The sequence below is a fragment of the Methylocystis sp. SB2 genome (assembly GCF_049817085.1).
GTDB lineage: Bacteria > Pseudomonadota > Alphaproteobacteria > Rhizobiales > Beijerinckiaceae > Methylocystis > Methylocystis rosea.
Window position 1 is genome coordinate 2037956 of the sequence record NZ_CP187401.1, and the last position, 19686, is coordinate 2057641.

Consider the following 19686-nt stretch of genomic DNA (forward strand, 5'->3'; position numbering starts at 1 on the left):
GCTTGGTTCCGTGACGCTTGGCGCGGCCGCCTTGGGCAAAGCGCTTGTGGACGTAGCCACGCTCCGGGTATGGTCGCCGTGTTGCGTCGCAACAAGCAAAGGGGCGGAGATGGCCGACGACATGGCGGAAAATCGGGCGGAAGGAGAGCAGCGCGCGGCGATATCAGACAAGGAGGCGCTGCTGTTTCATTCGCGCGGCCGGCCCGGCAAGCTGGCCGTCATCGCTTCGAAGCCGATGGCGACTCAGCGCGACCTGTCGCTCGCCTATTCGCCGGGCGTCGCCGCGCCGGTGCTCGCCATCGCCAAGGATCCTTCAGCGGCGTTCGATTATACGACCCGCGGCAACATGGTCGCCGTCATCACCAACGGCACGGCGATCCTCGGGCTTGGCGATCTCGGCGCGCTTGCGGCGAAGCCGGTGATGGAAGGCAAGGCCGCGCTGTTCAAGCGGTTCGCCGACATCGATTCCATTGATCTCGAGATCGATGCGAAGGAGGTCGACGCATTCGTCAACGCCGTGCGGTATCTCGGCCCCTCATTCGGCGGCATCAACCTCGAAGACATCAAGGCGCCGGAGTGTTTCGTCATCGAGGAGCGGCTACGCGATCTCATGGACATTCCGGTCTTCCATGACGATCAGCACGGCACGGCGATCATCTCCGCCGCCGGCATGCTCAACGCGCTGCTGCTGACGGGCCGCGATATCGGATCGGCGAAACTCGTCTGCAACGGCGCCGGCGCCGCGGGCATCGCCTGTCTCGATCTCGCTAAAGCGATGGGTTTCGATCCGCGCAACGTCATCCTGTGCGACACCAAGGGCGTCGTCTATCGCGGCCGCCAGGAGGGGATGAATCAGTGGAAGAGCGCGCACGCCGTCGACACCACGGCGCGAACGCTCGCTGAGGCGCTGGAAGGCGCCGACATCTTCTACGGCCTTTCGGTCAAGGGCGCCCTGACGCCAGACATGCTTCGCAGCATGGCGGACAATCCGATCGTCTTCGCCATGGCCAATCCCGACCCCGAGATCACGCCGGAAGAAGCGCGCGCCACGCGCGCCGACGTGATCATCGCCACGGGACGGTCAGACTATCCCAACCAGATCAATAACGTCTTGGGCTTTCCGTATATTTTCCGGGGCGCGCTCGACGTGCGCGCCAAGACGATCAACATGGAAATGAAGATCGCTGCGACGAAGGCGCTCGCCGATCTCGCCCGCGAGGACGTGCCTGACGAAGTCGCCAACGCCTACCGCGGCGCCCGGCCGCGTTTCGGCCGTGACTATATTATTCCGGCGCCTTTCGACCCGCGCCTCATCTCCATCATTCCGCCCGCCGTGGCGCTGGCGGCGATGGACACCGGCGTCGCGCGACGCCCCATCGTCGACATGAAAGCCTATCGCGCCGAGCTATCGGCGCGGCGCGATCCGATCGCCGGGCTGATGCAGACGATTCACGAACGCGTGCGGCGTGATCCCAAGCGCGTGGTCTTCGCCGAGGGCGAAGAGGAGCAGGTGATCCGAGCCGCCCTCTCCTTCGTTCATCAGGGTTTCGGACGCGCCGTGCTCGTCGGCCGGGAGGACCGCGTCAAGGAAGCGGCGGCGAACGCCGGCCTTGAGCTTCCCGCAGAGATCGAAATTCACAACGCCCGACTCTCGAGCCGCAATTCGGTCTATGCGCAGTTCCTGTTCGAGCGCCTGCAGCGCAAGGGGTATCTGATGCGCGACTGCCAGCGGCTGATCAATCAGGACCGCAATCATTTCGCCGCGGCGATGGTGGCGCAGGGCGACGCCGACGCCATGGTGACGGGCGTCACGCGCAATTTCTCCCACGCGCTCGAAGACGTGCGTCGCGTCGTCGACCACAAGCCGGGCCACCGCGTCATCGGCGCGTCGATCATTCTCGCCAATGGCCGCGTCGTCGTCGTCGCCGATACGGCGATCACCGAAATGCCCGACGCCCACGAGCTGGCTGAAATCGCCATCGAGGCGGCCGGCGTGGCGCGTCGCATCGGCCTCGTGCCGCGGGTCGCCATGCTGGCCTTTTCGACATTCGGCTATCCGCCCGGCGAGCGCACGGCGCGTGTGCATCAGGCGGTCAACGTTCTCGACCAGCGGCGCGTCGATTTCGAATATGAGGGCGAGATGGGCGCGGACATTGCGCTCAACAAGGATTTGATGAGCGCCTATCCGTTTTCGCGACTCACCGAGACGGCGAACGTTCTTGTCATGCCAGCGTTTCATTCGGCGGCTATTTCGACAAAAATGTTACAGGAACTTGGCGGCGCGACCGTTCTCGGTCCGCTGATCGTCGGACTCGACAAACCGATTCAAATCGTCCAACTCGGCGCGACGGACACGGAGATCGTCAATATGGCGGCGCTCGCCGCCTTTGGCGTCGGCGGATGACCAACCCCTTGATGGGTTAGAGTCGCGCGATAAGGCGCGGGCGGGCTGAACCGCGCGTCCCGCACTCTGCTCACCATCACCCGCGCGGCTTCCCCGCGCGACCTCCCTTGGGAGGCATCGCACATGAAGCGAGAGATTGACGCTGATGAACATTACGATGATTGGTTCTGGCTATGTGGGTTTGGTCTCGGGCGCCTGTTTCGCCGACTTCGGCCATAACGTCATTTGCGTCGATGCCGACGCGAACAAGATCGAACGCCTGAAATCGGGCGAGATACCGATCTTTGAACCAGGCTTAGACGAGCTCGTCGCCAATAACGTTGAACAAAACCGGCTCTCCTTCACCACCGAACTCGAATCCTCGGTGAGTGGCGCGGACGCGGTTTTCATCGCTGTCGGCACTCCGTCCCGGCGCGGCGACGGCCATGCGGATCTGTCCTTCGTTTACGCCGTCGCACAGACCATCGCCAAAGCGCTCAAAGGATTCACGGTCGTCGTCAACAAATCGACCGTCCCCGTCGGCACCGGCGACGAAGTCGAGCGCATCATTCGCGAAGTCAATCCAGACGCCGACTTCACCGTCGTCTCCAATCCTGAATTCTTGCGCGAAGGCGCAGCGATCGAGGATTTCAAGCGCCCCGACCGCGTCGTCATCGGCATCGAGGATCCCCGCGCGCGCGAAGTGATGGAGGAAATCTATCGACCGCTGTCGCTGAACGCGCCGCCGCTGGTCTTCGTTGGGCGCCGCACGTCGGAGCTCACGAAATACGCGGCCAACGCTTTTCTCGCGACGAAGATCACCTTCATCAACGAAATCGCCGATCTGTGCGAGAAGGTCGGCGCTGATGTGCAGGACGTCGCGCGCGGCATCGGCCTCGACAAGCGCATCGGCGGGAAATTCCTGCATGCCGGGCCGGGCTATGGCGGCTCCTGCTTCCCGAAGGATACGCTGGCGCTAATCAAAACCGGGCAGGACGAGGGCGCGGCGCTGCGCATCGTCGAAACGGTGGTCGCCGTCAATGACGCGCGCAAGCGGGCGATGGCGCGCAAGGTGATCAACGCGCTCGGCGGCTCGGTGCGCGGCAAGAAGATCGCTCTCCTGGGATTGGCCTTCAAGCCCAACACCGACGACATGCGCGACGCGCCTTCGCTCGCCATTGTCGCTTCGCTCGCCGGCGACGGGGCGCAGGTGCATGCTTATGACCCGGAGAGTATGGCGCAGGCGCGTCCGCTGATGCCGGAAGTCACTTTCCACGACAACGCCTATTCGGCGCTTGAGGGGGCCGACGCGCTCGCCATCGTCACCGAATGGGACGCGTTTCGCGCGCTTGATCTCGATCGGGTCAGAAGCCTCTTGAAGCAGCCGATCATCGTCGATCTGCGCAACGTCTATCGCCCGGGCGACGTGCGCAAGCGCGGTTTCACCTATGTGAGCGTCGGACGGACGTGAGAGGGCTTACGCGGAGGATTCTGGCGTGACGGACGACGAAAGCGCCATTCGCGCATTGGTCGAAGCCTGGATGGCCTGCAGCAAAGCGGGCGACCTTTCAGCCGTGCTCGATCTGATGACGGATGACGTGATTTTTATGACGCCGGGTGGAAAGCCATTCGGAAAGGAAGCCTTCGCAGCCGCTTCGGAAAATATGAAGAACGTCGCGATCGAGGCGCGCAGCGACATCCAGGAGCTCTGCATTTTTGGCGACTGGGCCTATATGCGCAGTTACATGGAGATGACGGCGACGCCTCTGGGCGGCGCGCCGGTGCGTCGGAGCGGAGATACGCTGACGATTCTGCGTAAGGAAGCCGACGGAAAATGGCGGCTTGCCAGAGACGCGAATCTTTTGGCTACAGAAAAATCCTGAGCCGAAAAGTCTCTCACCCGTCGTCTTGCGCTGCTACTGCGCCGCGTCCTCACAAAGAACAAAGCGCCGGCCCATGGCCGGCGCTTTTTTGCATGCGTGAGCGACGCCTACTGCGCCGCGAGTTTGATCTCGGGATAGGTGCACTTCTCGTCGCTTTTCGCCGCGACATGCAGATGCGACGGCGGCTCGACGAAGGGAATGCCAAGCGTGTGCCAGACGTCGACGAGCGACTCGACGAGATTCGCGATATGCGCCGGCGTGTGGCAAGGCGTCGGCGTGACGCGCAGCCGCTCGCTTCCCTTCGCCACCGTCGGATAGTTGATCGGCTGGATGTAGATCGAGTGACGATCGAGCAGCAGGTCGCTCGCAGACTTGCAAAGCTCGGCGTCACGCACCATCACCGGCACGATATGCGAGCCGTTTTCCATGACGGGCAGGCCGGCGGCGGCGAGCGCGTGCTTGGTGATATGCGAGGCGCGCTGATGCGCCGCGCGCAGATCCGGCCGGCGCTTGAGCAGCCGCACCGCGGCGCAGGCCGCGGCCGCGACGGCCGGCGGCAGCGCCGTCGTAAAGATGAAGGAAGCCGCATAGGACCGGATCGCGTCGATGATGACGGCGTCGCCGGCGATATAGCCGCCCATCGTGCCGAAGCCCTTGGCGAGCGTGCCCTCGATCACATGGACGCGCCTCATCACGCCTTCGCGTTCGCAGATGCCGCCGCCGCGCGCGCCATACATGCCGACCGCATGCACCTCGTCGACATAGGTCATCGCGCCATAGCGCTCGGCCAGCGCGACGATGTCGGCGACGGGCGCGATATTGCCGTTCATCGAATAGAGGCTTTCGAAGACGACGAGCTTGGGCCGATCGCCCGCTTCGATCAGCAGCTCTTCGAGATGCGCAAGATCATTATGGCGGAAGATCTTCTTCTCGGCGCGCGAGCGCTTCACGCCTTCGATCATCGAATTATGATTCGAGGCGTCGGAGAGGATGACGCAATTGGGCAGAAGGTCGGCGATCGTCGAGATCGCCGCGAGATTGGAAATCCAGCCGGAGGTGAAGACGAGCGCGGCTTCCTTGCCGTGCAGATCGGCGAGTTCGCGCTCAAGCTCGACAATAGCGTGGCTGGTGCCGGAAATGTTGCGGGTGCCGCCGGAGCCGGCGCCGACTCTGCTCGCCGTGTCGACCATGGCGGCGATCACGTCCGGATGCTGGCCCATGCCGAGATAGTCGTTGGAGCACCAGATGGTCACGGGCTCGACCGAGCCATCCTCGCGATGCCAATTCGCCAGCGGGAAAGCTTCGACGTCGCGCTCAAGATGCGCAAAGACGCGGTAGCGGCGCTCGTCCTTCAGACGGGAGACGGCGGCCTCGAAGTAACGCCGATAGACCATGCTCGAACCCTTTGATTTTTCCCTTGTCCCGGAGTCTGACGACAAGGCCCCGTCCTGCCTGCCGTCCAGTTTGGACGTTTTCTTACATAGCCGATCCGCGCATTAAAGGCGAGTGGCCGAATGACGCGCCCGCGCCTCTTTTCCTCCGCAGCACGGGGCCACCGCCAATAAAAACAATGGCGCCACGAGGCGCCGCCGCCCCCCGGCGACGCGCCAACCGCGCCGCGCCCGGCTCCGCCTTCAGCGAGGCTTTTTCGAGCGCGGCGTTTATGGGATGACCGGCTGGCCTTGCGTGAGGTAACGAAGAGACGGGGGTGCGCGTGACGGCGATGAAGCTCTATACGAAAAAAGGCGACAGAGGCCAGACGAGCCTCTTCTCGGGACGGCGGGCGGCGAAGTTCGATCCGCGCGTCGCGGCGGTCGGCGATCTCGACGAATTGTCGGCGAGCCTCGGGCTCGCGCGCGTCGTCTTCCCCGAGGCGAACGATCTTTTGAGCGGCGCGCAAAAGGCGCTCTACACGATCAGCGCCATTGTCAGCGCCGAAGCGCGGAAGATCGATCTTGCCTTCGACGACGCCGAGACCGCGGCGCTCGAAACCGAAATTGATCGCGCCACCGACGCTTTGCCGCCGCTGCGCGATTTCATCTATCCGGGAGAGGCCGAGGCGAGCGCGCGTCTCCATATGGCGCGCGCCGTCGCGCGGCGGGCCGAGCGCAGCGTCGCCGCGCTCGATGAACCGCCGGCGCCCGAAAGCGCCCTCGCCTATCTCAATCGCCTGAGCGATTTGTTGTTCGCGCTGGCGCGGCTCGCGGACCTGCACAGCGGACACGCGGACCGGATGCTCGGCGGGTGAGGGTTCATGAGTCTTGAAGGCCGCTTCGCGCTAAGAGCAGGGATCTCTTGCGGTCAGGCTCCAGGCAAATTTTGAGTGAGGCTGGCGATTGTGTCGTCATCCTCGCCTCCGCCGTTGCGTTCCGCGCCCTCGTAGGCGGGAACAAGCAAGCGGGGCTGGCGTTACAGGGGTGGGCGTTGGGGTTTGTCCAACAAGGGCTTGGCTGAGCCCTGCCCAGGAGTCCCGCCAATGGCGACCTCACGAAAGATAATGACTGCGGCGCTCGCCGCCACGATCGCAATCACTATGCTGTCAATTTCGAGCCCAGCTTCCGCATGGAGCCGCTGTGGCAGGAATTTGGGGCCCGGCTACTACGGCATGGCCCTCCGCGCGCCGGCGCCAAGCACCTATAGCTACGGCTATTATGGCTCCGCCAATCCATCGGGGTACGGCTATTACGGCTCTGGGAACGCCGGCTATTACGGCGCAGCCTCCGCCACGCCCGTCGCGAGCGAGGGATATTATTGTGCGACCGGCGTGAAAACTTGCTTGCTCCGCGAGCCCGGATGGCTCGGAACAGGTTGTTCCTGCGCAGTGTCGTGCGGCCGCGCACGTGGAATAGTTGAATAGAACGTCGCAAAGAAGCTGCGGCCGAGATAAGCAATCGGCCGCAGTGTTCGTTACGATAGGAGCGGCGAGCGTACCTAGATCGGGCGCGAGGCGAGCGCCTTCGTCACATCGCGATTCGCCACCGCGGCGCCTGCGGCCTTCAACATCAGCAGCGCGACAAAAGCGCTGAGATTGATGAGAAAGATCCGCGTCACGACCGGCGCGGTGAAATGATCGACGCCCGGGCCAGTGACTGCAGTGACCGCCAAAACCAGTGTCTCATAGACGACGAAGGAAGCAAGGAAAGCGGCGAACCCTCCTGCGACGCCGGGAAAGCGGCGCGCCAGCAGGCCGGAGCTTTCACACGACAGCAGAGCGATGACGCCGAGCGCGCCGCCCCAAAACAGCGTCATGGCGTCCGTCGGATAATGCAGGAAAAGAAAACCCACGACCTGATTGGCGAACCAGACTGCGGCCGTCAGCAGCAGGGCCTCGCGACGCGCAGTGGTGAGCGCCGCGACGGCGGCGAAGCCGGCGAACGGCAAGGCGCAAGCCCAACCGAAGCTGAAAATGATGCTGGCGGCGATGAAGGTCGCGGCCCAGAAGGCGCGGCGGTTTGTCGTCGGAAGAGTGGCAGACATAATGGACATGAGCATTCTCCTTTCAAGTGAAGACGGAAGTTGAGATTAAAAGCGCGGCGCGTCAGTCGCCTGGCGACCGGCCTGCCGAGCGATCAATGGGATCGGGTGCGTGCAGGCCAAACCAGCGCGCGCGCAACTTGTCCCACAGCGCGAGACGCGACCAATCCGGTTCTTTCAGGACTTTGTCCGTTTCCGCGTCGAGGAAGGGATTGGGCAGCAGCACGGTGATCTGCTGTTCGCCGGCGCCGTTGAACAGCTGCAGTCCCCACGACATCGGCACGCAGCTTGTGTTTCGCCGCCGATAGAGTTCGGCGCGCGACGTGCGTCTGATCTTTGCAAGTTCGGGAGACGTCGGCCGTGTGCGCGATCCCTTGTTCTCGCCGATGCAGACGTGAAAATGCGTGACGCCGAAGGCGACGGTGAGATAGCCGTCGAGCAGCCTGATCCGCGTCGGCGGACGGTCGGCGTGGATTTCCCACGCCGCGCCTTGAATGATCGGCCCGAAGACGATCTCGCGCCAGTGATGTTCGAAAAGGTCACGAAACAATTCTTCAAGACTGGCCGTATCTAGCGGCAGCGAGAAGACGTCGAGCGCCGCGCCGTCGGGCTCGACGATGCGTCTTGGTGTTGTGCTTGGCCTTACGTCTATAGTGGCTTCCATATCGATCTCCCTGCCGTTCATTCGTCACCAGGCGTATTTCACGCCGCCGTAGAAGGCGCGCGCCGTCGTCGAATAATTGTAGACTTCCTCGTAGAGCGCATTGCCGACATTCTCGATCCGCCCATGCAGCGTCAGCGAGTCTGTTAGCTTGTAATTCGCGAAGAGATCGAGCCGCACATAGGGCGCGAGCATCACGCGCTTATTGAAGATGAAATCCAAATCATGCGCGGCGCCGACGATATTGGCGCGCGCCTCGAGTTCGAGACCCGGCGCGCCGGTATAGATGACCGACCACATGCCCTTGTGACGCGGCCGGCGCAAAAGCGAGCGTCCGGCGTAGATGCTATCCTCGTCATCATCGAGATTGCGGGCCGAAAGGAACGTGTAGCTTCCACGCAACAGCAGAGCGCCAGGCACGAGAGCAGCTTCGCCCGAAAATTCGACGCCGCGCGTATCCGCGCGTCCGACGTTGAAATAGCAGCCGAAGATTTGCGTCGACGCGCAACTCTCTGCCTTTCCGAATTGAACAAGATTTTCGTAGCGATTGTGAAAGACCGAGACGGAGGCCGTCGCGACGCCGCCAAAAAAACTCTGATCAACGCCGGCGTCGAAGCCGAACACGCGTTCGGGCGCGAGCGCCGGATCGCCGTACTGGCTGAACCGCTGATAGAGCGAAGCGGTTTTTGCGCCGGTCGCCGCGGAGCCGCGCAGCCGCATGCCGACCTCGTCGATGCGGAAATTCGCCATCGTCCGCCAGGTGAGAAACGTTTGGTTCTTGCTCACCGCATCGGCGCGCCCGCCATAAGAAATGTCGAGCCGATCGAAGAGCGTGAATTGATGCTGCGCATAGCCCGACCATGTCGTCTGGACGGCGCGCGACGGCGTGAAATCATCGACGATCCAGGCTTCGCGCGAATTCTGCGCGGTCTCGGTTTCGACGCGCGAGCCAAGTGTCGCGAGACCGAACGGCCCCAGCGCGACATCGCTTTGATATTCGACGCCCCTGCGCCCGCCGAGATAGCCGAAGCGGCAGTTCTGCGATGTGAAGGTTAGCATGTCGAAACAGGCTTCCGTCATCCAGGCGTCGCGGTTGCCGCGATTGGCGTAGAGCGTCAGCCGGTTGCGCAGAGTCTTGTCGAACATCTCCGCGCCGAGCCGCACATAGCCCTGCATGAAGGTCGCATGCTGATGATTGAAGCGATCGAAAACGCTAATAGGACTGAAGGCGTAAGGATTGTCGTAGCGAATGGCGCTGTCGTAGCCGGCGACTCCCGCCTCGATCCGCGCATCTTCGGTGAATTCATAGCCGTTGCGTCCGGTGACGCCGACATTGTTCGTCGGATCATCGGCGGGCAGCGGCGGCAGCGGCGTCGTCTGATCGCCGATCACGATGGGACGTTGCTGACGATAACCGTAGCGCGGGAAGCCGTCGGCATGCAGGCCGGAGATCGACAACGCGTAGGCGCCGCGCCCGTCGCTTCCCGAGATCGACGCGCGCGACGACGACGTTCCATAGGCGCCGCCTTCCGACATGATCCAGCCTTGCGGCGCGCCTTTGCCGCGACGCGTGATGATGTTGATCACGCCGCCCATCGCGTCCGAGCCGTAAAGCGCCGATTGCGGACCGCGCAGCACTTCGATCCGCTCGATGTCGGTTGGGATGAGCTGGCCGAAGTCCACCGAACCGTCGGTGCTCGTTGGATCGCCAATGCGAATGCCGTCGATGAGCACCAAAGTCTGTCCCGGCGTCGAGCCGCGCAAGGCGACCGAGGTCTGCGTTCCGGGTCCGCCATTCGAATAGACGTCAAGTCCCGGCACGCCGCGCAGAACGTCGTTGAAGCCGAGCGATCCGCGCTTTTGAATGTCGCGCGCATGAATGACGCTGACCGAAGCGCCGCTGCTCGATGCCGGCTGCTCGACGCGCGTCGGCGTGACGACGGTTTGGTCCTCAACTTCGGCGGCGGGCGAGCCCGGCTGCGCCGGGCTCAACGGGCCGATTTCGATGACCGGTAGGGATTGCTGGGCGGAAGCGACGGAAGCGAAGAGGGATAAAGACAGCAGAAACGCGCCGCGCAAGGCGGGGCTCTGAATGTGGAGATGCATGCGCGTAGACTCGCAGCGAGACGTGGGCCGTCACTGCGAAGGTCTTTGCCGACTCGCCAACAAGGCGAGAGGCATCGGCCGCATCGGTGCACCCCGCCCGACGCTTTCGCGCGTGACCACGAAGCGACGGCAGGTCTCCTGGCTCGCGGGTTGTCGCCTCGGACCGCCTTCCCAGAGCCTTATGGCTCCAGTGGCTTAGTGGTCGTCGGCTCGCCGCTTACAGTTGCGGGGGCAGCCGCGGAATTGCGCACGAAGCTGCGCGCTCACCGCATTCCCATTTTGATCCCGTTAGGAACCGTCTGCCGCAAAATAGAATGCCGATCGTACGACAAGTCAAGAGCGTGGCAACGATTGTCGTTGCGATTGAGCGAAGAGCCTTGGTCGTGAACGCGCATCCTGAAACGCCGCAGTCCTCGTGCTTCGAGACAGCGGCTTCGCCGCTTCCTCAGCATGAGGACTGCTTCTTGCAAATTCACACGCGTGACTTGAGGCCCCTCATCCTGAGGAGCCGCGAAGCGGCGTCTCGAAGGAGAGGGGCCGACTTCAATGCAATCAATTTCCAACTCACGCCGCGGCCAGCGCGTGCAGCACACGCGCCCAGGAGCGCGTTCCCTTGTGAAACGATGTGTAGGAATATTTCTCATTGGGCGAATGAATGCGGTCGTCGTCATGCGCGAAGCCGATCATCAGCGAATCCATATTGAGGTCGCGCTTGAAACTGCCCACGATCGGGATCGACCCGCCGCAGCCGGCGAGCACCGCTTCCTTCTCCCATTCTTCCGCAAGCGCGCGGCGCGCGCGACTAAGCGCTTCCGAACCGAACGGAAGCTGAAGCGCGTTCGAAGCGCCATGCGAAATGAATTCGGCCTTGGCGTCGGTTGGCAGACGCTCGCGCACAAAACTACGGAAGCTTTCCAGGATCGTTTTGGCGTCCTGCTTGCCGACGAGGCGAAAGGAGAATTTCGCCGACGCCTGCGCCGGCAGCACCGTCTTTGATCCCGCGCCGGTGTAGCCGCCGATGATTCCATTCACGTCGCAGGTCGGGCGCGCCCAGATCTGCTCGATGATTCCGCGGCCGGTTTCGCCGCCGACGCGCGTGAGGCCGACTTCGGAGAGCCATTTGGCCTCATCGAAGTCGATGGCGCGCCATTGCTCGGCGATGTCTTCAGGAATCTCCGGCACGCTGGCGTAAAAGCCGGGCAGCGTCACCTTGCCCTCGATGTCATGCAGATCGGCGATGATTTTCGCCAGCACATGAATCGGATTCAGCACCGGCCCGCCGAACATGCCGGAATGCAGATCATGGCTCGGCCCTTTGATGATCACCTCTTCGAGCGCGAGCCCGCGCAGCATCACCGTGATCGCCGGCGTTGACGCGTTCCACATGCTGGTGTCGCAGACGAGCGCGAGATCGGGCGCCGAGAGTTCGTCCTTATGCGCGGCGAGAAAGCCGGGAAGCGAGGGCGATCCCGTCTCCTCTTCGCCCTCGAACAGAAATGTGACGTTGCAGGGCAGGCCGCCATTCGCTTCGAACGCGCGGCACGCTTCAAGAAAGGTCATCAGCTGGCCTTTGTCGTCCGAGGCGCCGCGGGCGACGATGTCCTTGCCATCCTTGCCCTCGGTCAGCCGCGGCGCGAAGGGTTCGGTTTCCCACAGCTCCAAGGGATCTGGCGGCTGCACGTCATAATGGCCGTAGAACAGCACATGCGGCGCATCCTTGCGCTTCGCCTTGGCGTGGCCGACGACGATCGGATGGCCGGGCGTCTCGCGCACTTGCGCCTCGTAACCAAGGCCGTTGAGCTGATCCTTCAGCCAGTTCGCCGCCTGCAGACATTGCGCGCTATAGGCCGGATCGGTCGAAACCGAGGGAATGCGCAAGAGATCGAACAGGCGTTCTCGCGAAGCGTCGAGATTGGCGTCTATGGTCGTGAGCACGGCGTCGAGTGCGGCCATGAATCAGCTCCTCGGTGAGAAGCCGAAACTAATGCGGATGCATGGCGAGGGGAAGGCGCGGCGCGTGTTTCACCTTTCCCTCGAGGGGGGAGGTCGCGCTGCGCAGCGCGGGCGGGGGTGACATTAAGAGGAGACGAGAGATAGAAAAGACGATCACCCCACCCCGGCGCTACGCGCCGACCCTCCCCCTCGAGGGGAGGGTGTTTACGCAAGCTACTTTGGCTGCTCAATCGCTCGGCGCGAGCATATTCTCCGGCCGCACGATTTCGTCGAATTCGACTTCCGTCACCTTGCCGGATGCGAGCGCCTCTTCCTTCAGGCTCGTGCCGTTTTTGTGCGCGGCGCGGGCGATCTTCGAGGCCGCGTCATAGCCGATCTTCGGCGCGAGCGCGGTGACGAGCATCAGCGAGCGATCGAGGAAACGCTTGATGTTGGCCTCATCCGCTTCAATGCCGTCGACGCAGCGTGCGACGAAACTGTTGATGCCGTCGGCGAGCAGGATCGTCGATTCGAGCAGCGCGAAGCCGACGACCGGCTTCAGCACATTAAGTTCGAGATGGCCTTGCGAGGCCGCGAAAGTGATCGTCGAATTGTTGCCGAAAACCCGCGTGCAAACCATTGTGAGCGACTCGACCTGGGTCGGATTGACCTTGCCCGGCATGATCGACGAGCCGGGCTCGTTCTCGGGAAGCCTCAGTTCCCCGAGGCCGGCGCGCGGCCCCGAGCCGAGCAGGCGAATGTCGCTCGCGATCTTGTAGAGGCCCGACGCCAGCGCATTGAGCGCGCCATGGGCGAAGACGATGGCGTCATGCGTGGCGAGCGCCTCAAATTTGTTGGGCGCCGAAACGAAAGGCAGTCCTGTCTGCTCGGCGATATCGGCGGCGACCTCTTCGCCAAAGCCCTTGAAGGTGTTGACCCCCGTGCCGACCGCCGTCCCGCCCTGGGCGAGCTGCAGAAGATCGGCGAGCGTCGTTCTGATGCGCCTTTCCGCGTATTCGGCCTGCGCCGCATAGCCGGAAAACTCCTGGCCGAGCGTCACCGGGGTCGCATCCTGCAGATGGGTGCGGCCGATCTTGATGATATTCGCGAATTTCACCGCCTTGGCGTTGAGCGAAATATGCAGCCGCTCGACGGCGGGAATCAGCCGACCGGAAATCGTCGTGGCGCCGGCGACGTGAATGGCGGTCGGGAAACTGTCGTTCGACGACTGACCGAGATTGACGTGATCGTTGGGATGAACGGGCGATTTCGAGCCGCGGGGGGCGCCGAGCATTTCATTGGCGCGATTGGCGATCACCTCATTGACGTTCATGTTCGTCTGAGTGCCGGAGCCGGTCTGCCACACGACGAGCGGAAAATGCTCGTCGAGCTTGCCGTCGATCACCTCACGCGCGGCGACGACAATCGCGTCGGCGATTTTAGGCTCGAGCAGGCCCTTCCTGGCGTTGACCTTGGCGGCCGCGAGCTTGATGCGCGCCAGCGCATGCACGATCTCGATCGGCATGAGATCGCCGCCGATCGGAAAATTCTCCCGCGAGCGTTCCGTCTGCGCGCCCCAATACGCCCAGGACGGCACGGCGATGTCGCCGAAGGAGTCGCGTTCAATTCTCTGATCGTCGGTCATCGGATGGCTCGCATGAAAGGGCGCGTTTCGCGCGCTTCCCTATGCGGCATTTCCGAGCAGCGTTCAATCGCGCGTGGCTGCGGAGAGCTCCTCGGCCGAGGACCATTCGCGCGGCTCGGCGGTCGGCGGCGCCGACATCAGCTCGGAGAGCCGGTTGCGGGCGCGGTTCACCCGGCTCTTCATCGTGCCCGGCGCGCAGCCGCAGATTTGAGCCGCTTCCTCATATGACATGCCGGAGGCGCCGACGAGGATCAGCGCCTCGCGCTGATCGATCGGCAATTTTTGCATCGCGTCTCGGAAGTCGAGAAAATCCATATGCGCGTGCTGCGATTCCGGCGCAACCAATCGTCCGGCGATCAAACCGTCGGGATCGGGAGCCTCGCGGCGGCGCTTGCGAAATTCGCTGTAATAGATGTTGCGCAGAATCGTGAACAGCCAGGCGGTGAGATTGGTGCCTTCCGAAAACGTCGCGAGGCTGCCCCAGGCCTTGACCAACGTCTCCTGAACCAGGTCGTCGGCGCGATCGGAGTTTCCGCAAATCGACACCGCGAAGGCGCGCAAGCTCGGGATGGCTGAGATCAGATCAGCCTTAAGTCCCTGTCCTGCTAAATGCGCTTCTTCGCTTGCCTTCACTCACTCTTCCTCGGCGCGCTTGATGTCGCCGGGGAGGATAGCACATTCGTTTCAAGTTGGTTCAAAAGTTTCAAAAACCGATCGGGAACGGGCTGAGCCACGACATCGTCGTAGAGATGGCGAAGCTCCTTTCCGATCGAGTCCTGGAATTCCACCGGCCGCTGTCGCAGGACCGGTTGTGCGCCGCAGCGCGCCTCCCCTACTCCTCGGCGACGGTCGCCGAATTCGTCACGTGTCATCACCCACCCTGCAAACGTCTCCACCCTTCGAGGGCCCGGTTTGGAAGAATACCGCCCGTCGCCTGCGAAAGCATCGTCGTCTGCTTTCGCGCGCGCAACTATATTCTCCGGATTCTTATTCCCCATGGAGCCCTCTATTTTAATATGCATGATTTCTGGAGCCGCCGCGTTATACTGCGCCGCAAGGACGATAGGCAAAACGCACCGCTGAAGGATTGGTTCCCTAAAATGCCGAGCAGTTTTGACGTATTGTCCAAGTTTTGAATCTGCTTAGGTCGCACTCCTCTCCTCTGCGAGGGTCGATGCTGCTGGAGTTGTAAGACATGTCGGCGTCAAAGGAAATTTCAGCGCATATTCCCTATTTGAGACGTTTTGCCCGTGCATTGGTCGGCGATCGGGAGGGCGGCGACGCCTATGTGCTGGCCACACTCGAAACCGTTGTCGCGGAACCAACCCGCATCACAGATTCCGATGACCTGCGCATCGCTGTATATCGTCTGTTCCTTGACGTCTGGGCGGCGTCGCCGATTAACGCCCACACCGACCGCTCCGGCGCGCTGGCGGAAAGCGGACGCCGCAATCTCGACGCCATTTCGCTGAAACCGCGAATAGCCTTCTTGCTGCAGGCGCTCGAAGGCTTCGATCTCGACCAGATTGGTCAGACTCTAAACGTTTCGGAGGTCGAGGCTGGCGCGCTGATCAAGGAGGCGAACGGCGAGATCGCCGACCAGATCGCGACCGACGTGCTGATCATCGAGGACGAGCCCCTGATCGCCCACGACCTGAAGAGCATCGTCGAGGAGCTGGGACATCGGGTGGTCGGCATGCCGCGCACGCACGCCGAGGCGCTGGCCGCCATACAAGAAAGCAACCCGGGACTGATTCTCGCCGATATCCAGCTCGCGGACGGCAGTTCAGGGCTCGACGCCGTAAACGAGATCCTCGTCTCCCTGTCCATCCCGGTGATCTTCGTCACCGCCTATCCCGAGCGGTTCTTGACCGGCGAGCCGCCCGAACCGGCCTTTCTGATCGCCAAACCCTTCAATGTCGAAAGCCTCAAGGCCGTCATCAGCCAGGCGCTGTTTTTGAACGACGCGCCGGACGTCGCGAACAAAACGCGCCGCGGGTCGGCATGTGAATCTCTGATCTTATTGCAAACATTAAATCTTTCGGCTTCGCCTTCCTCGCGGAAGGATCATTCGGGACTGCAAAGATAAATCGCCGCCTCCCAGAAACATTGGCCGACCCGGCGAGTTATAGCCGAAGGTGCTGGGAAACCACGAGAGGCGGCCCATGGAGGAGAATAAAAAATCCAGTCGCGGTTTTGCGTCTATGGATCCCGAAAAGCAGCGGGCCATTGCACGCAAGGGCGGCCAAAGCGTTCCTGATGAGAAACGAAGTTTCTCACAGAACCCCGATCTTGCGGCCCGGGCAGGGCGCAAGGGCGGTCAAAGCGTGAATCCGGCCAAGCGGAGCTTCTCGCGCGATCATGCGCTCGCTTCGGAAGCCGGCCGCAAAGGCGGACACGCCTCGCATGGAGGCGGCGCCCAAAAACGCAGCGCGCCGCTCTAAGGAGCGGCGCTACTAAGCGGCGCTACTATGCCGCAAACGGCTTCGAGCGCTGCGCGATCAGCGAATACAGCGCGTCGTCGTCGCGCGTCCCGCGGAGCGTCGACACGAGGCCTTGCTCTCTCAACATGCGGGCGGCGCAGGCCAGCGCCTTGAGATGGTCAGCGCCCGAACTCTCGGGCGTGAGGATCATGAAAACGAGATCGACCGGCGCGCCGTCGAGAGAGCCGAAGTCGACCGGACGGTCAAGCCGGCCGAAGACCCCGTAAATCCCCTTCAATTTCGCAAGCTTGCCGTGTGGAATGGCGATGCCTTCGCCAATTCCCGTCGAGCCCAGCCGCTCGCGGTGAAGAAGCGCATCGAAGATCTCACGCGCGGGAAGCCCGCAAATTTTCGCGGCCTTCTCGCTGAGTTCCTGGAGAAGATGCTTCTTCGTCGTCGCCTTCAGCGAGGCGCAAACCGAATCGGGCGAAACCAAGTCCGTTGGCCGCATGCGACGATCATCCTGCTTCTCATGGGAGGTCTAGGGCCGCCGAAGGCTCCGACCATCCTTGAAATTTCAACGACTCGCTATTTTCGCCAAAACCCGAGGGACGTGGGAAAATGGCAAGATACGTGCCGAGGAGGCCGTTATTATGGCCGTCCCACGACGTTTTTGCCGTCAGCGCGCATCGCCTTCTGACTCGGGGGTGTCGATCCAGCCGATATTCTCATCGCCGCGCCGATAGACGACATTCACGCGGCCGGTGTTGGCGTGCCGGAACACCACGACCGGGGCGCCAGTGAGATCGAGGTCGAGCACCGCCGCCGAAACCGACAGCCGACGCAACTGCGTAGTGGATTCGGCGATGATCGCGGGGCTAAACTCCGCCGAAGCCTCATTTTCCTGATCGGGCGCCTCAAGCACGTGATAGGCGACGACCTCGGCCTGAGCGCCGTCTCCCGCGCCGTGGCCATGCTCGTGATGGCTCTTGAGCCTGCTCTTGTAGCGGCGCAGGCGCTTTTCGATGCGTTCCGCCGCCTGATCGAACGAGGCGTAGGGCTCCTGCGCCCGGCCGTCGGCCTGCAGCACGATTCCTGAGGCGAGATGCAGGCTGCAGTCTGCCCGAAAGCCCGAGCCCTCCGGCGAGATGGTGACGTGGCCGCTGACTCGGCCGTCAAAATACTTCGCCGCCGCCGTCTCGAGCCTCTGCGTCACATGAGCCCGAAGCGCTTCGCCGATGTTGATGTTCTTGCCGGAAACCCTAAGAGACATTTTGCAATCCGAACTTTCGTTGCGAGCGAAGTTTCGGCCGCGGAAAGGGCCAGCCGCGCGGCTGCCGCGCCGCCGTCAGACCAACCGCCCCATGCGCCCCATCCGCCCTGGAACTCCGCCTGAGGGGTCGGCGAATCGCCCGCCATCTAGCCAGACAGCGGAAATTCCGCGCAGCGTTAGAAGCCTCGGCGAGCGAAGTCAATGGAGTCTTCACTCACGGCGAAGCTTCAAGCCGAGGACGGCATAGGACATTTAATGGGTCGTCATGCGCGCCTGCGCAAGCTTGGCGCGGCGGCGATCGACCGAGGAGGGAATGCGCAAACTGTCGCGGTATTTCGCGACCGTACGCCGGGCGATTTCGATGTCGCTGGCCTTCAGCCGTTCGACGATTGCGTCGTCCGACAGGATGCCGTCGGGCGTTTCCCGATCGATCATCTGCTTGATGCGAAAGCGCACCGCCTCGGCCGAATGCGCGGCGGCGCCGCTCGTCGTGGCGATCGACGCGGAGAAGAAATATTTGAGCTCGAAGACGCCGCGCGGCGTCATCATGTATTTGTTCGACGTCACCCGCGAGACAGTCGACTCATGCATGCCGATCGCATCGGCGACCGTGCGCAAGTTAAGCGGACGCAGATGTTCGACGCCATGCGTGAGGAAAGCGTCCTGCAATCGCACGATTTCGGAAGCGACGCGTAGAATGGTGCGGGCCCTCTGCTCGAGACTCTTCGTCAACCAGTTGGCGTTCTGCAAGCAGCTTGAAATGAAGCTTTTGTCGGCGGGGCCGGTGGCGACGGCGCTGACTTGCGCCGCATAACTGTGATTGACCAATACGCGCGGCAGCGCGTCGGCGTTGAGCTCCACATGCCAGGCGCCGTCCGAAGCGGCGCGAACAATGACGTCGGCGACAAGCGGCTGAATCGGGGCGCCGCCGAACGCTCGGCCGGGCTTAGGCTCCAGCCGGCGCAGCTCCGCCGCCATGTCGGCGATGTCTTCGTCGTCGACGCCGCAAACCTTGGCGAGTTGCGCAAAATCGCGACGCGCGACGAGCGGGAGATTGGCGACGAACGCTTGCATCGCCGGATCATAGCGGTCGCGCTCCTTAAGCTGGATCGCGAGACACTCCGCGAGATCGCGCGCGCCGACGCCTGAGGGGTCGAAGGTCTGGATCGTCGCCAGAATGTGCTCGGCCTCGGCCATGTCCGCCTCGAGTCGCGCGGCGATCTCGCCCAGGCTCTCTCGCAGATAACCGCTCTCATCGATCGCATCGATGATCGATTGGCCGATGATTCTGTGACGCGGATCGGGGCAGGCGAGCGCCAGCTGTTCGGCGAGATGCTCGTGGAGGCTCTGCCGATCGGCGACATAAGCTTCAAGATTTGGCGCTTCCCCGTCAGCCGGCCCACCGCCGGCGGCCCCGGTCCAGGAGGTCGCCGAAAGTCCGGCGCCGTCAGGGGCCTCATCCCGCGCCCGCTCCCCGATCGACGGACCCTCGGGCTCAAAAGAGTTGCTCATGTCGGCGCCGAGATCGGCGGAGAGCGTCGCGGAGTCGACGGCGAGATCCTGCTGCGCCCAGTCGCCCTCCTGCGGCCCTTCAAAGGGCTCCGCCGCGCTCGGCTCCCCACCCTGGGAAGGATCGGCCGCATCGACGCCGCCATCGCCTTCATGCGCTTCGAGCAGCGGATTGCGCTCGAGCTCATCATGCAAAAATGCGGCAAGCTCCAAATTGGAAAACTGCAGCAGCTTGATCGCCTGGAGCAGCTGCGGCGTCATCACCAGGGCTTGGCCCTGACGCATCATCAACTTGGTGGAAATCGCCATATTCGCTCGGCCCACTCGGAACGCATCGGCCGCCGCTTTGCGGCCCGGTTCTTGCTTATATCACTTCGGCAAAGCGCGCACAGGGCCA

General features: G+C 62.9%; 18 protein-coding genes and 1 riboswitch. Of the genes, 7 read left to right on the forward strand and 11 right to left on the reverse strand.

Annotated elements, in window-relative coordinates; genetic code table 11:
- The first annotated feature begins 109 nt into the window (after window positions 1-109).
- The 3 genes from ACPS74_RS09985 (at window position 110) to ACPS74_RS09995 (ending at window position 4266) form a co-directional block, all read left to right on the forward strand.
- Complete coding sequence (locus tag ACPS74_RS09985) at window positions 110-2404, forward strand: NADP-dependent malic enzyme (protein WP_193392187.1); 2295 nt, start codon at window positions 110-112, stop codon at window positions 2402-2404.
- A 145-nt stretch (window positions 2405-2549) separates the two neighbouring features.
- Entirely contained in the window at window positions 2550-3854 is a 1305-nt protein-coding gene (locus ACPS74_RS09990) for a UDP-glucose dehydrogenase family protein (protein WP_029650923.1), read from the forward strand.
- A 25-nt stretch (window positions 3855-3879) separates the two neighbouring features.
- Window positions 3880-4266 (forward strand): YybH family protein, encoded by a 387-nt coding sequence (locus ACPS74_RS09995; protein ID WP_029650924.1) that lies wholly within the window; start codon window positions 3880-3882, stop codon window positions 4264-4266.
- Between the two features lie 107 nt (window positions 4267-4373).
- Here ACPS74_RS09995 and hemA read toward each other — a convergent pair whose 3' ends face one another.
- Complete coding sequence (gene hemA / locus ACPS74_RS10000; RefSeq protein ID WP_029650925.1) at window positions 4374-5660, reverse strand: 5-aminolevulinate synthase; 1287 nt, start codon at window positions 5658-5660, stop codon at window positions 4374-4376.
- Window positions 5661-5974: 314 nt separating this feature from the next.
- Between hemA and ACPS74_RS10005 the strand changes: the two genes are divergently transcribed.
- On the forward strand, window positions 5975-6514 hold the full coding sequence (locus ACPS74_RS10005) for a cob(I)yrinic acid a,c-diamide adenosyltransferase (RefSeq protein WP_239753699.1): 540 nt from the start codon (window positions 5975-5977) through the stop codon (window positions 6512-6514).
- 228 nt (window positions 6515-6742) lie between these two features.
- The gene (locus tag ACPS74_RS10010) at window positions 6743-7123 is read left to right on the forward strand and encodes a hypothetical protein (RefSeq protein WP_157055262.1); all 381 of its coding nucleotides are present in this window, start codon (window positions 6743-6745) and stop codon (window positions 7121-7123) included.
- Window positions 7124-7197: 74 nt separating this feature from the next.
- On the opposite strand, the gene ACPS74_RS10015 is transcribed toward ACPS74_RS10010, so the two are convergent.
- The 7 genes from ACPS74_RS10015 to ACPS74_RS10045 all read right to left on the reverse strand — a co-directional run bounded on the left by ACPS74_RS10015 (window position 7198) and on the right by ACPS74_RS10045 (window position 15106).
- The gene (locus ACPS74_RS10015; protein ID WP_029650929.1) at window positions 7198-7752 is read right to left on the reverse strand and encodes a hypothetical protein; all 555 of its coding nucleotides are present in this window, start codon (window positions 7750-7752) and stop codon (window positions 7198-7200) included.
- A gap of 52 nt (window positions 7753-7804) precedes the next feature.
- Window positions 7805-8404, reverse strand: coding sequence for a DUF7676 family protein (locus ACPS74_RS10020; protein WP_029650931.1), 600 nt, complete (start codon window positions 8402-8404; stop codon window positions 7805-7807).
- A 24-nt stretch (window positions 8405-8428) separates the two neighbouring features.
- Entirely contained in the window at window positions 8429-10507 is a 2079-nt protein-coding gene (locus ACPS74_RS10025; RefSeq protein ID WP_029650933.1) for a TonB-dependent receptor plug domain-containing protein, read from the reverse strand.
- Window positions 10508-10617: 110 nt separating this feature from the next.
- Window positions 10618-10822, reverse strand: a riboswitch (cobalamin riboswitch).
- 249 nt (window positions 10823-11071) lie between these two features.
- On the reverse strand, window positions 11072-12460 hold the full coding sequence (locus tag ACPS74_RS10030; RefSeq protein ID WP_029650935.1) for a M20/M25/M40 family metallo-hydrolase: 1389 nt from the start codon (window positions 12458-12460) through the stop codon (window positions 11072-11074).
- A 226-nt stretch (window positions 12461-12686) separates the two neighbouring features.
- Window positions 12687-14084: a class II fumarate hydratase gene (gene fumC, locus ACPS74_RS10035; protein WP_029650937.1), complete on the reverse strand. Its 1398-nt coding sequence runs from the start codon at window positions 14082-14084 to the stop codon at window positions 12687-12689.
- A gap of 63 nt (window positions 14085-14147) precedes the next feature.
- Window positions 14148-14717 (reverse strand): sigma-70 family RNA polymerase sigma factor, encoded by a 570-nt coding sequence (locus ACPS74_RS10040; RefSeq protein ID WP_029650939.1) that lies wholly within the window; start codon window positions 14715-14717, stop codon window positions 14148-14150.
- Window positions 14714-15106 (reverse strand): NepR family anti-sigma factor, encoded by a 393-nt coding sequence (locus ACPS74_RS10045; protein WP_083481368.1) that lies wholly within the window; start codon window positions 15104-15106, stop codon window positions 14714-14716. The genes ACPS74_RS10040 and ACPS74_RS10045 overlap by 4 nt, the downstream gene beginning before the upstream one ends.
- A gap of 173 nt (window positions 15107-15279) precedes the next feature.
- On the opposite strand from ACPS74_RS10045, the gene ACPS74_RS10050 reads away from it, so the two are divergent.
- Both ACPS74_RS10050 and ACPS74_RS10055 read left to right on the forward strand, forming a co-directional pair.
- Window positions 15280-16173, forward strand: a complete 894-nt coding sequence (locus ACPS74_RS10050) for a response regulator (RefSeq protein ID WP_239753696.1) — start codon at window positions 15280-15282, stop codon at window positions 16171-16173.
- A 76-nt stretch (window positions 16174-16249) separates the two neighbouring features.
- A complete protein-coding gene (locus ACPS74_RS10055; RefSeq protein WP_014891685.1) occupies window positions 16250-16528 on the forward strand; it encodes a general stress protein in 279 nt (92 codons plus the stop codon).
- A gap of 25 nt (window positions 16529-16553) precedes the next feature.
- On the opposite strand, the gene ACPS74_RS10060 is transcribed toward ACPS74_RS10055, so the two are convergent.
- The 3 genes from ACPS74_RS10060 to rpoN form a co-directional block, all read right to left on the reverse strand.
- Window positions 16554-17018, reverse strand: a complete 465-nt coding sequence (locus ACPS74_RS10060; protein ID WP_029651873.1) for a PTS sugar transporter subunit IIA — start codon at window positions 17016-17018, stop codon at window positions 16554-16556.
- Window positions 17019-17186: 168 nt separating this feature from the next.
- A complete protein-coding gene (hpf, locus tag ACPS74_RS10065) occupies window positions 17187-17780 on the reverse strand; it encodes a ribosome hibernation-promoting factor, HPF/YfiA family (protein WP_029651872.1) in 594 nt (197 codons plus the stop codon).
- A gap of 252 nt (window positions 17781-18032) precedes the next feature.
- Entirely contained in the window at window positions 18033-19598 is a 1566-nt protein-coding gene (gene rpoN / locus ACPS74_RS10070) for an RNA polymerase factor sigma-54 (RefSeq protein WP_029651871.1), read from the reverse strand.
- Window positions 19599-19686 lie beyond the last annotated feature (88 nt).

Bases quoted from the DNA above. Each gene is read 5' to 3' on its own strand.
- ACPS74_RS10055 (WP_014891685.1), top strand. From the start codon at position 16,250: ATGGAGGAGAATAAAAAATCCAGTCGCGGTTTTGCGTCTATGGATCCC.
- ACPS74_RS10010 (WP_157055262.1), top strand. From the start codon at position 6,743: ATGGCGACCTCACGAAAGATAATGACTGCGGCGCTCGCCGCCACGATC.
- ACPS74_RS10045 (WP_083481368.1), bottom strand. From the start codon at position 15,106: ATGCATATTAAAATAGAGGGCTCCATGGGGAATAAGAATCCGGAGAAT.
- ACPS74_RS10015 (WP_029650929.1), bottom strand. From the start codon at position 7,752: ATGTCCATTATGTCTGCCACTCTTCCGACGACAAACCGCCGCGCCTTC.
- hemA (WP_029650925.1), bottom strand. From the start codon at position 5,660: ATGGTCTATCGGCGTTACTTCGAGGCCGCCGTCTCCCGTCTGAAGGAC.
- ACPS74_RS10030 (WP_029650935.1), bottom strand. From the start codon at position 12,460: ATGGCCGCACTCGACGCCGTGCTCACGACCATAGACGCCAATCTCGAC.
- fumC (WP_029650937.1), bottom strand. From the start codon at position 14,084: ATGACCGACGATCAGAGAATTGAACGCGACTCCTTCGGCGACATCGCC.
- ACPS74_RS10020 (WP_029650931.1), bottom strand. From the start codon at position 8,404: ATGGAAGCCACTATAGACGTAAGGCCAAGCACAACACCAAGACGCATC.
- ACPS74_RS09985 (WP_193392187.1), top strand. From the start codon at position 110: ATGGCCGACGACATGGCGGAAAATCGGGCGGAAGGAGAGCAGCGCGCG.
- ACPS74_RS10060 (WP_029651873.1), bottom strand. From the start codon at position 17,018: ATGCGGCCAACGGACTTGGTTTCGCCCGATTCGGTTTGCGCCTCGCTG.
- rpoN (WP_029651871.1), bottom strand. From the start codon at position 19,598: ATGGCGATTTCCACCAAGTTGATGATGCGTCAGGGCCAAGCCCTGGTG.
- ACPS74_RS09990 (WP_029650923.1), top strand. From the start codon at position 2,550: ATGAACATTACGATGATTGGTTCTGGCTATGTGGGTTTGGTCTCGGGC.
- ACPS74_RS10025 (WP_029650933.1), bottom strand. From the start codon at position 10,507: ATGCATCTCCACATTCAGAGCCCCGCCTTGCGCGGCGCGTTTCTGCTG.
- hpf (WP_029651872.1), bottom strand. From the start codon at position 17,780: ATGTCTCTTAGGGTTTCCGGCAAGAACATCAACATCGGCGAAGCGCTT.
- ACPS74_RS10050 (WP_239753696.1), top strand. From the start codon at position 15,280: ATGTCGGCGTCAAAGGAAATTTCAGCGCATATTCCCTATTTGAGACGT.